A 10,368-nucleotide genomic window follows, 5' to 3' on the forward strand; every position below is an offset into this window, starting at 1 on the left:
AGCTGGTGAAACAGGCCGGCGCGGATGACGAGATTCCCCTGCCCTTCGCGGGTCTGGCGCGCCTTCACGCGCTGCTGCACGCCGATCCGCTGTTCGCGCCGCTGGAGCGCGCGGTGCAAATCCGTTCGCTTGGGAACCGCGCGGTGGCGATCGAGCAGGCCGCCCCGCGCACACCGCTCTGGGCGGTCGATGCCTCGCTGGGGCGGCTGCTGGCCGCGTGCGGCGCGTGGCAGCTTGCCCTCCCCTGCCCCGGCGCGGTGACCGCCGAAACGCTTCAGCCGCAGCTCTGGCCTGGCGAACGCGCCATTGTCTCAGCGCGAACTCTCCACGCCAGCGCTACCCGGCTTGCAGAGCTGGTCGCGAAAGCGCGACGGCGCGCGGCGCTGATGCGCGAGCAGCTGGGGCACCTGCGCTCGAGCGCGCGGGCACCGCAGGTGTGGATCCTGCTCGCTGGTTTTGCGCCGCTCGGGCTCGATCAGATGACCTCGGCGTTCGGGATCAGCCGGCGCGGCACCTATGCGATCGGCGACGCGCTAGTCACAGCGGGCCTCGCGCGGCGCGCGAGCATCAAGGGCAAGGTTCTGCTGGTCGCCGAAGCGCCGCGAAGGGATCGGTTGTCGGCGCCCCTGGACCACGCTCTCGCGCTCCCCCATCCGGCGCTCACCGAGTTCGACGCGGCGATGGGCGAGATCGACCGGCTGCTCGCCGGCAGTTCTGGCCATCCCTGACGCGGCCTCGCGCGCATTAGGCGTGTATGAAAACTGATCTCCTCTTGACGTTATGTACAGATATCATACATAGACAGAGAAAGAAGGAGATGGCCAATGGCCACAGCTGCCCATTCCGGCGTCCCCGCCAAAGCGCCTAGCCGCAAGGACCTGAGCGGTCCGGCGCTGCGCACCTTTTTCCGCATTGCCGACGCCTGGGGCCTTAAGGAAGCCGAGCAGATGAAGCTTCTCGGGCTCGACAGCCGCTCGACCTTCCAGACCTGGAAGCGCGGCGCCGTCGCGGCGATTCCCAAGGATGCGCTGGAGCGCATCTCCTATGTCATGGGGATCTACAAGGGGCTGAAGATGCTCCTGCCCCGTACCGCCAACGAATGGGTACGCAAACCCAATGAGGCGCCGCTGTTCGCCGGACGCCCGGCGATCGAGCGGATGGCCTCGGGCAATGTCGCCGATCTCTACGTGGTGCGCCAATATATCGACGCGCAGCGCGGCTGATGGATGCTATTGCGACGACGCAAGTGCGGTGGCAACCGTGCTATCGGATCGTCGCAAGCCGGTTCCCGCCCATATCGCTGTTTGAAGACGTCGCGGATCCGGCCGATTTAGAAGCGGTCTATGCGATCGAGGCGATGACCAACGACCGGCTTCGCGACGAGGTCGGGGACCTTGCGCTCGTCCCATCGGAGGACCGCGTATCGGGACCCGGGACATCGGCAATCATGGCAGCGTTCACCCACCTCAATCCAGATGGCAGCCGATTCTGTGACGGCAGTTTCGGGTTGTTCTATGCTTCCAACACCATCGAGACTGCGGTTGCCGAGACGAGCCATCACCGAACCCGCTTCATGGCGTACACCCACGAACCGGCGCAGGAACTCGACATGCGCGTCTACGCGGTCGACTTGGACGCCATGCTCCACGATATTCGCGGCCTGCGCGATGAACGCCCTGCCCTCTACGCCCCGGACAGTTATGCCGCCGGCCAGGCGCTTGGCCGACACCTGCGTGAGCAAGGTTCGGATGGCATCGTATACCAAAGCGTGCGCGACAACGACGGCGAGTGCGCCGCGGTGTTCCGCCCTCGCCTACTCGCAAACTGCCGACAGGAGCGGCACCTGTGCTACGTTTGGGATGGCCGGGCGATTGTCACCGTCTACGAGAAGAAGACATTCACCTAAAGGTCCTGGGGACAAGCTAGCCTTTCGGCATCGAGTGACGCCTGTCAGGAATAGACCCCGGCAGCCATACGATCGAGATCTTCCATGACGATATCGATATCGCCATTCGCAACCAATTCCGCAGCCGTTTTCCCAACTCCAGAAAGGGGTTGATGCTTGAACCAGATAACCGCCTTGCCTTCTTCGCCTGCGAGCTCTGCCGCTCGCGTTATAACTCGGGCTATTTCCTCCAGTTTAATCTGCACGGTCGGGGCGGAGGGATACAGAGTCATGGCCTTACGATCCAGGCGAGCAACGCGAGCCAAATGCGCCATGGAGAAGCGCAGGCGCTCCGCCAGACGACGGGGCGCGATGATCTCATTCTCGCGAATGTCATCCTGGAAGGCTGCAGTCATTGGGCAGTCCATATTCAACATGTGAAGACAAAACTCTCACATCTCAGAACGCTGAAGATTGTCCTAGCTCCAATGCTGATCGAGCAGGGCTTTCAACGCGGCCTCCGCTTCAGCCCGCGTACCACCGGCATGCGGAAGCAGGGTGAGCTTGAGACCCTTACGATCCACCGCCTCCACTTTCAGCAATGGTTTCCCCCCTTCGGACACGATCGTTTCTGGCTTTCCTGACTTCTTGGGGGATCCTGACCTCTTGGGGGGATCGGCGGCCAGAGCGAGAGCGCGTATGATATCGGGAACCGGCATCGGTGCTGCGCGGTCGGACTGCACCTGAGCGAGACGCCCCGCCTCGGCGAACACACGCTGCCGCCGGTCCTCCGGTTTCAAGAGAGGCTTGATCGCGGTGACATGCTTGATCCTGAGATCCTGTGGGATGGCAAAGGCCGCCATCAGTTCTGCCGGCAGTCGGGCAAGGTCGAGATAGCGGCTGAGCCAGCTTTCCGTGACGTTGATCCGCTCGGCCATGACCTTCTGGCGCCCTTCATAATAGGCGTCGAGCGCGCGCAAATAATCGCGCGCGCGCTCCAGATCGGTAAGGTCGTCGCGCGCCCGGTTTTCCAGGTCCGCAAGCCGGAAAGCCTCTTCGTCGGTAAGGCTGCGGATATCGACGAGAAAGCGGAAATCCGGATAGTTGTGGGCGCGCAGCCAACTGATCGTCCAATGCCGGCGCGCGCCGCAAATCACCTCGAAATCGAAGGCAGGGTCGTCCTTCACACGGCGGACGATGGCGGGCATTTCCTGTTTGCCCTGCGCCTTGATGCTCTCGATGAGATCGGCGCACCGCTCCTCGTTAAGCAGCGCATATTCGCGGTTATGGCCGACCCACATCCGGCAGCGTGCAGGATCAACGAGTTCATGGGTGCGTGAGACGACACTGCCCGTCGCCAATTCGGCAAGCCGGCTTTCTCGACCCGCCAGGACGCTCGCACCGATGCCGGGGCGCCGGGCCGCTGGAGCTTGCGCCCCCGGGTCGATTCCGGCGACCAGATCAGCCGCGAAGTTGGCGTTTTTCTTGCTCATCATCCACCCCTTCTACCCGGAATTGCACCGGTGCAATTTTGCTCGCATCAGGCGAGGCCCTCCTTGCGCAAGCGCGCCAGATGGCTGGGCCACATCGACCGGATGTCGACCTCGATTTCACTGTTCACGCCGTCGAGATAGGCGAGGCAGCGGTTGCGCACCGCCGAACTGGTGACAGGTCCGTCAAGCTCATAGACCGTCATCAGCCGCGCCGTCGCATTGTCGATTTCCGCCGAATCCTTGAGCGGTGTGCGCACGATCGCGTGGCCGAAAAGGGTCCGCATCAGGTTCAGCAATTCCTTCTGCATCGACTTGTTCTCGTCGACCTTGGAGGCCACGAAGCGCAGAAACTGCAGCGACGGGGCCAAGCCGCGATCAGCCAGGGTCTCGATGGTCTCGTCGAGCATGGCGAGGAAGGCTGCAGTCGACGAGAAGTCCATTACCGTCGGCGGCACCGGCACGACCAGCGCATTGGCCGCACGCAGCACCGAAAGCGAGATCGCACCGAGCGCCGGCGGCGGGTCGAGAACAACGACATCAAACCGATCGGCTATGCTCGCAATGCCTTGTGCCATGCGATCGATCAGGTTCCCCTGCCCGCGCGCCATACGCGCCGCGATTTCATATTCCGACTGGAACAACCGGAGATTGGCCGGGACAAGCTCGAGGCCGTCGAAGTGAGTCTTGCGCAGGGCGTAATCGAGCGACTCCATGTCGTCATGCCGCAAGAACGGATAGAGCGTGTCCTCCTCGGTTAGGTCGAGGTCGGGAACATAGCCGAACAGGGTCGTTGCCGACGCCTGGCTGTCGCAATCAATGAGGGCCACCCGGTAGCCCTTGATCGCGAGATATTGGGCCAGATGCACCGACAGGGTCGATTTCCCGACCCCGCCCTTGAAGTTCTGCACCGCGATGACGCAGCAGGGGTCGGTGGCAGCCCGCCAGGGCCGGGTGCCGAACAATCCCCGCATGTCGTTGAGCTGCGCCAGGGTATAACCGACGCGCCGATTATTTTCGGTTCGCGGAGGCGGCGGCAAGCGGCCGTCCTTCTCGGCCTCGCGAATGGCCGCCGCGGTCCGGCCGACCAGTTCGGCCGCTTTACCGATCGGGAAGGTGGGCTCGCGCCGTTCGTCCGCCCGGGCGCTACGCGCAGAGTCGCGGAGCCGCTCGAGAACAGAGCTGGTCCGTTGTGCAAGCGTTGAGACGGACAGCAGATCCTGCGTGCCCTCAATATCGAGTGATGCAGCCAAGAGAGGCCCCCTTGCGAAACTGTAGGGGGCATAGCTCAATTTGCACTTTTATGTCAATGAAAGGCTTATTTTCGCAAGTGAGTAGGCCCGGTCGGCCCAATTGCCTCGAATTGCGCCGCCAGCCTTTCGTGCACGCCTACAACCTGACCTCTTGGGGGCTAGCCACCCTGAAATTGCACCGGTGCAATTTCGGCTCAAGGGCGCCCGCGCCGCGCCAGGAAGCTCTCGCAAAAGCCGGTCCAAGACGCGATCAGTTTGGCGCCCTTCAGCTTCGCTAGCCTCTCACCCATCTGCGCGCGATAGGCGTCGGCAATCAGATCGATGTCCCAACCACCGCCGGCCGAACGGCCAATGGCCGCGAGCGTGTCCGACCCAAATCGGATTGTGCCGTTCGGGAAGGTGACCTCCCCTGCCCCAGTCTTATCCTTTGATACCAAGGCCGCCACCGCCGCCTGCGTGACGGCCTCGACGGCCACAGTCTCGACCTCGTCTTCGCGCCTCGCCTTCCTCCCCGCAGAGTGCCGAGCAATTTCATCCACGGTTGCTATCTGCTCAGGCGCATCCTTTGGCTCAAAACGAAATTCGATCTCGGTGACGGTTCGACCCTGACGGATTTCCCGCCACTCCACACGGAAATGAGCGAGCTGGTCGATTTCGGCCTTCGCCTTTTCGAGAACCTTGCGGCGCAGCTGCGCAAAGTCCTTGTAAACGTCTGGCGCGATGCCGAGCAGCGCACGCAGTGCCGTCATGTCGCCCTTCCATAGCGACTGGCGTCGATGCAGCCGCAATGCCCCGATCTCGTATAGCTTTAGCGCGTAGGTCGACCGAAAGCCGAGCACCGCCTGCCGGTTCAGGACCGCATAGGTCTCCGATTCCTGAATCAGTTTCCGAGCCTCGGGCGTGAACTCCCACTCGATCCACCCTGCCTCCGCGCCCTCCTCGTCCTCAACTTCTTCGCGCGATGATGAGATCAGAGAAAAGCGCAGCGTCGCCTTCTTGCCGCGCCAGGACTTATCATCGACCGCGAAAAGCGTGCGATGCAGTTCCTCGAGCATATCCGAGATGCGCTCATTGCCCTTGTGGCCGCGGCGAATATCCGCCTTTCGCATCTTGTGCGGGCGGTCCTCCCAGGCATCACCGCCCGCAGTCAAAATCATCAGCGCAAGCAAACGCGAAGCGGTCAGGCTCAGCGACTGGCCTTTGACGAACTTGACCTCGACGATGCTGCCGGGCTTGGCGAACTCGTCGCCGCCCTTGGCCTGCAGGGCGGCAGCCACCCGCATCGCCCGCCCCGGAGAAGCATCATCACCGGCGGGGGAGGGCGTTACAGCGTGGTCTAGGGCTTGTTCGTCATCCATGCCATGAAGTCTGCACCGATTCGTCCGGCGTGGAAGAAAATCTGCCTGACCTGTCCTCTTGCGTCAAGTCAGGGCAGGATGTCCGACGGTTTCGGCCCCCAAGAGGTCAGGATGGAACTTCACCCCCAAACGACAAAACACAAGGAAGTACGCCGAGTCGCGTTTCAAAGCGATCTGATCCTCGCAAACGGCCGCGCGGAGGGCGAAGAACGTCCCTGACGAGCGATATGACGAGCGAATCGCGCCCAACAGAGCCTGGCCCCCATGCGGTCAGGAAAGCCCCAACCGGTCAGGTTGCATCCCCCGATCGGTCAGGAATTAGCCCCCACAAGGGCAGGCAAAATCCCCCGTCAGGTCAGGATAGGCTTGCTCAAGCCCGCAGAAACGCTGGGCTTTCGGCTTCCCGAATCTGAATCCTTTTGAATCGGAAAAGCTTCCGCTGCGAGCAGCGGCGTTTTGATATTTTTATTTTGAGAAAGAGATTGGCGCTGCGCTTGAAGCAAACATTCAATCCCCCTGTCTGGAGGGATACGCGAAGTTGGCCGTCCACGATAGGCTTCCTCGCCAAAGGACGTCACGAATGGAGGGTGCATGATCAACTTCGCGAAGTTCGAGATCATCGGCCGGATCGGCGAAATCGATGCGCGACCGAAAGTCACCCTGCTGTCGGTCTGCGCGAATCACCGCCGCAAGGGTGACGATGACGAATGGCAGGAAGACAGTCACTGGAACCGCGTGAGCGTCTTCAGCGAGGGCCAGCGCAAGCATATCGCCGACCGAGCCCAAGTCGGGGATCTGGTGCGGATTGCCGGGCGGCTCAAGGACAGCTCCTATGAACGCGACGGCGTGACCCATTACACAACCGATCGCATCGTCGAGGAATTCGGTATCCTCGCAGCCAAGGGCATGCCTGGCTGAATTGGCGGAGAGGGGAGGGCGCAACCGGCAGCGGCGCTCCACCACTTTGCAAGGATTAGTTGATGCCCCTAGCTGCTTCCCATCGCGCCAAAGCCATTGTCGAAGCCCTCGGCGGAACGTGGCGCGGGACGCGCGGCGAATGCCGTTGCCCGGCTCATGACGATCATGGCCCCAGCCTGTCAGTGCGCCTGGGCGAACGGGCGATCTTGTTCCACTGCTTTGCTGGCTGCGATACGCGCGACGTTCTGACTGCCCTGCGCCGGCGCAAACTTCACGATGCGGTGCCGCTCACCATGCCGCGCCCGAAGGCGATGGCCGACCATCGCGCTCTCGCGCTTCGGCTATGGAAGGCAAGCCAGCCCATAGCCGGCTCGCCAGCGGCCGATTACCTTGCCGCACGCGGTCTTGCTCCTCCTTATCCGCGTTGTCTGCGCTACAATCCCCGCACCATTGTCGGGGCAGGTGACCAGCGCCGGTTCTTTCCGGCGATGATCGCTGCGGTCGAGAACGATCTGGGCGTCGTGGCCGTCCAGCGGACCTGCCTCGATCTCGCTGACATCTTGCACAAGCCCCTGTCAAAGCCGAAGATTGCCCTTGGCCTGCTTGGCAACGCGGCCATCCGTCTGGCGCCGGCCGGAGAGGAGCTTGGCCTTGCTGAGGGCATCGAGGACGCCCTTTCGGCAATGGCCTGGTTCGGAACGCCAACCTGGGCGCTGGGCGGCGTCGAACGCCTTGGACTCGTCGCCATCCCCGAACGGGTCAAACGCATCATCGTCTATGGTGATCGCGGTACCGCCGCTGCCGCCATGCTCAAAAAAGCTCGGCCGCATCTCACAGCCCATGGACGCGAACTGGTGCTCCGCCTCCCGGAACGGCACGCGGATTGGAATGATGCTTGGCGTGTCCGCCGGGCCGCCGAGGCGGCCTGAGAGGGGAGGGGGCCTTCAGGCTGATGACCTGGCGCTGATGCCAGGTGTCAGACCCGGAGATACCCCATGGCCACACAACCCCTCGCGCTCACGCTGCCGCTCGATGATCCCGCCCGGACCGCTGCTCAAGGCATAGCCGACCGGCTGTCCGAAGGCCGTTCGGTTGCACGTAACGACCTCCTTGCCGGGATGACCTCCGCCTTCGGTGGCTCGAGCGCGGATGGCTCATGGTCATTGCGCGACGCCTATGATGTGCTCGAACTCGCGCAGATCCTCCATCTGAAGAACACAACACTCCCGGCAGATGCGAATGTGCGGCTCGCCCAGCTGATCGCCATGACGGCGGCGCTTCCGACGCACAGCGTGCGTAGCGAAACGCAGGTCGCGTTCCAGCAATTCTCGACACCGGCACCGATCGGCTTCCTTGCCGCCAGGGCAGCCGCGATCACGGCACGCGATATCGTGCTCGAGCCCTCGGCCGGGACCGGGCTCTTGGCCGTACACGGTCATTTTGCCGGCGCTCGCCTTCTCCTCAATGAGATCGATGCCTGGCGCGCGCGTTTGCTGCGTCATGCCCTTCCCGAGGGCACATTGAGCACGCATGACGGCGAATTGATCGACGACATGCTCGATCCGCAACTGGTGCCGAGCGTCGTGCTCATCAACCCGCCCTTCTCGCGGAGCCAGGGACGGGGGCGCGACCGCCACGCTGCGCTTCGCCACCTGCGCTCCGCGCTCTTGCGCCTCGCACCAGGCGGGCGCTGCGCCGTCATTCTTCCCGATCGCATCGAGACAGGGGACGCGGATTGGCTGCACGCCACCGCGGGCGCGCATCTCCGGCTGCATCTCGACCTGCCGCCCCATGCTTATGCCAAGCACGGCACCGGGCAAGCGGTTCAGCTCATTCTCCTCGAAAAGGGCGGGGCAGGGGATTGCGTCCCACGCCAGACCTGTACGACGTTCGGCGCTGCGCTCGCGGCCATCGATGCGATGGCGACCCCGTGCGCCCCCACGCCGCAACCGATCTCCCGCCCCAGCGGATTGTTCCGGAGCCTCACGCGGCGGACCCGCCCCGTAAGCTCGCGTGTGGCGGTGACCCTGCCCACGACCCGCGCGGTCGTCTATCACCGTCTCGACGCGCCGGCGCCCGCGGGCGAACCGCAAGGGATTTACCTGCCCTATCGGCCGAGCCGTCTGCTAATTGCCGATGCCCGTGAGCACCCAAGCGCGCTGGTCGAATCGCAGGCAATGGGATCGATTGCCGCACCCCCGGTCGCTTATGAACCCGTGCTGCCGGCCAGGATCTTGGACGACGGCCTGCTCTCGGACGCGCAGCTCGAAACGCTGATCTACGCTGGCGCGGCGTTCGAGCGCGACCTTCCGGGCCGGTTCGTATCTAGCGAGGAGGGTCTTTCGCTGTCGCCGGCAGAGGCCGGTAACGCCTATCGGACCGGCTTTTTCCTTGGCGATGGCACGGGCGCCGGCAAGGGGCGGCAGGTGGCGGGCGTCATCCTCGACCAGTGGTTGCGCGGCAACCGCCGCCACCTCTGGATATCCAAGAGCGAGACGCTGATCGAAGACGCTCGCCGCGACTGGTCGGCGCTTGGCGGCTTGCCGCTCGACATCCAGCATCTCAACCAGTGGAAGCTCGGCACCCCGATCGCGCTGGGCGATGGGATCCTCTTCCTGACCTATGCCACCCTGCGCTCCAACCGCGGTGACAGGGGCACGCGGCTGCGCCAGCTGATCGAATGGATGGGTGAGGATTTCAGCGGCGTCATCGTCTTCGACGAGGCGCATGAGATGGCCGGGGTGGCCGGTGGCGAGGGCCGGTTCGGCGCCACGAAAGGGTCGGAACAGGGCATCGCCGGCGTCCGCCTGCAAAATCTCGCTCCGCGCGCCCGGATTCTCTACTCCTCGGCGACGGGCGCCTCGGACGTCAACAACCTCGCTTATGCGACACGCCTCGGATTGTGGGGACCGCAGACGGCCTTCGCCGACCGGCGGGCCTTCGTGGAATCGCTTCGCCGCGGCGGCATCGCAGCGATGGAGTTGATCGCCCGCGACCTCAAGGCGCAGGGCCTCTATGCCGCGCGGGCGCTCAGCTTCGCCGGCGTCGAATATGACATCCTCGAGCATCGGCTCAGCGAAGAACAGATCGCCGTCTACAATGCCTATGCCGATGCCTGGGCGATCATTCACAACAATCTGCAGGCCGCGCTCGCCGCCACGCGCGTCACCGACGGCTTCAGCGGTGCCACCTATAATAGCGGCGCGAAGGCCGCGGCATTGTCGATCTTCGAATCGACCAAGCAACGCTTCTTCGGCCAGATCCTGCTGTCGATGAAGCTGCCGTCGCTGATCCCGGCGATCGCCGCCGATCTCGCGCGCGGCGACTGCGCCGTCGTCCAGCTCGTGTCGACGGCGGAAGCCATGCTCGACCGTGCCCTTGCCAACCTGTCCCCCGAGGAGCGCGCCTGGCTCGACATCGAGCTGTCTCCGCGCGAATATATCTAATGTTGAGCTCAACATTAG

General features: G+C 63.6%; 9 protein-coding genes and 1 pseudogene. 6 read left to right on the forward strand and 4 right to left on the reverse strand.

Annotation, left to right across the window (positions count from 1 at the left end):
- The 3 genes and pseudogenes from YP76_RS26205 to YP76_RS26215 all read left to right on the forward strand — a co-directional run.
- A pseudogene (locus YP76_RS26205) lies at positions 1 to 728 on the forward strand (hypothetical protein); the annotation flags it as partial.
- 96 nt (positions 729 to 824) lie between these two features.
- The gene (locus YP76_RS26210; RefSeq protein ID WP_015449223.1) at positions 825 to 1,223 is read left to right on the forward strand and encodes an antitoxin Xre-like helix-turn-helix domain-containing protein; all 399 of its coding nucleotides are present in this window, start codon (positions 825 to 827) and stop codon (positions 1,221 to 1,223) included.
- Positions 1,223 to 1,906, forward strand: a complete 684-nt coding sequence (locus YP76_RS26215) for an RES family NAD+ phosphorylase (RefSeq protein WP_046766311.1) — start codon at positions 1,223 to 1,225, stop codon at positions 1,904 to 1,906. The genes YP76_RS26210 and YP76_RS26215 overlap by 1 nt, the downstream gene beginning before the upstream one ends.
- 44 nt (positions 1,907 to 1,950) lie before the next feature.
- On the opposite strand, the gene YP76_RS26220 is transcribed toward YP76_RS26215, so the two are convergent.
- The 4 genes from YP76_RS26220 to YP76_RS26235 all read right to left on the reverse strand — a co-directional run bounded on the left by YP76_RS26220 (position 1,951) and on the right by YP76_RS26235 (position 5,911).
- Positions 1,951 to 2,301, reverse strand: a complete 351-nt coding sequence (locus YP76_RS26220; RefSeq protein ID WP_017183653.1) for a hypothetical protein — start codon at positions 2,299 to 2,301, stop codon at positions 1,951 to 1,953.
- A gap of 63 nt (positions 2,302 to 2,364) precedes the next feature.
- Positions 2,365 to 3,378, reverse strand: a complete 1,014-nt coding sequence (locus YP76_RS26225; protein WP_028056255.1) for a ParB/RepB/Spo0J family partition protein — start codon at positions 3,376 to 3,378, stop codon at positions 2,365 to 2,367.
- Positions 3,379 to 3,425: 47 nt separating this feature from the next.
- Complete coding sequence (locus tag YP76_RS26230; protein WP_017183651.1) at positions 3,426 to 4,628, reverse strand: AAA family ATPase; 1,203 nt, start codon at positions 4,626 to 4,628, stop codon at positions 3,426 to 3,428.
- Positions 4,629 to 4,822: 194 nt separating this feature from the next.
- A complete protein-coding gene (locus tag YP76_RS26235) occupies positions 4,823 to 5,911 on the reverse strand; it encodes a replication initiation protein (protein WP_041865596.1) in 1,089 nt (362 codons plus the stop codon).
- A 666-nt stretch (positions 5,912 to 6,577) separates the two neighbouring features.
- Between YP76_RS26235 and YP76_RS26240 the strand changes: the two genes are divergently transcribed.
- From YP76_RS26240 to YP76_RS26250, 3 genes are all read left to right on the forward strand, one after another.
- Entirely contained in the window at positions 6,578 to 6,904 is a 327-nt protein-coding gene (locus YP76_RS26240) for a single-stranded DNA-binding protein (protein WP_015449217.1), read from the forward strand.
- A gap of 62 nt (positions 6,905 to 6,966) precedes the next feature.
- On the forward strand, positions 6,967 to 7,833 hold the full coding sequence (locus YP76_RS26245) for a DUF7146 domain-containing protein (RefSeq protein WP_046766312.1): 867 nt from the start codon (positions 6,967 to 6,969) through the stop codon (positions 7,831 to 7,833).
- A gap of 66 nt (positions 7,834 to 7,899) precedes the next feature.
- Positions 7,900 to 10,350 carry a strawberry notch-like NTP hydrolase domain-containing protein gene (locus YP76_RS26250; protein ID WP_046766313.1) on the forward strand — a complete coding sequence of 817 codons (2,451 nt, stop codon included), beginning with the start codon at positions 7,900 to 7,902 and terminating at the stop codon, positions 10,348 to 10,350.
- The last annotated feature ends 18 nt before the right edge of the window (positions 10,351 to 10,368 follow it).

Source organism: Sphingobium chungbukense, assembly GCF_001005725.1.
Taxonomy (GTDB): Bacteria; Pseudomonadota; Alphaproteobacteria; order Sphingomonadales; family Sphingomonadaceae; genus Sphingobium; species Sphingobium chungbukense.

Bases quoted from the DNA above. Each gene is read 5' to 3' on its own strand.
- YP76_RS26210 (WP_015449223.1), top strand. From the start codon at position 825: ATGGCCACAGCTGCCCATTCCGGCGTCCCCGCCAAAGCGCCTAGCCGC.
- YP76_RS26215 (WP_046766311.1), top strand. From the start codon at position 1,223: ATGGATGCTATTGCGACGACGCAAGTGCGGTGGCAACCGTGCTATCGG.
- YP76_RS26220 (WP_017183653.1), bottom strand. From the start codon at position 2,301: ATGACTGCAGCCTTCCAGGATGACATTCGCGAGAATGAGATCATCGCG.
- YP76_RS26225 (WP_028056255.1), bottom strand. From the start codon at position 3,378: ATGAGCAAGAAAAACGCCAACTTCGCGGCTGATCTGGTCGCCGGAATC.
- YP76_RS26235 (WP_041865596.1), bottom strand. From the start codon at position 5,911: ATGCGGGTGGCTGCCGCCCTGCAGGCCAAGGGCGGCGACGAGTTCGCC.
- YP76_RS26240 (WP_015449217.1), top strand. From the start codon at position 6,578: ATGATCAACTTCGCGAAGTTCGAGATCATCGGCCGGATCGGCGAAATC.
- YP76_RS26245 (WP_046766312.1), top strand. From the start codon at position 6,967: ATGCCCCTAGCTGCTTCCCATCGCGCCAAAGCCATTGTCGAAGCCCTC.
- YP76_RS26250 (WP_046766313.1), top strand. From the start codon at position 7,900: ATGGCCACACAACCCCTCGCGCTCACGCTGCCGCTCGATGATCCCGCC.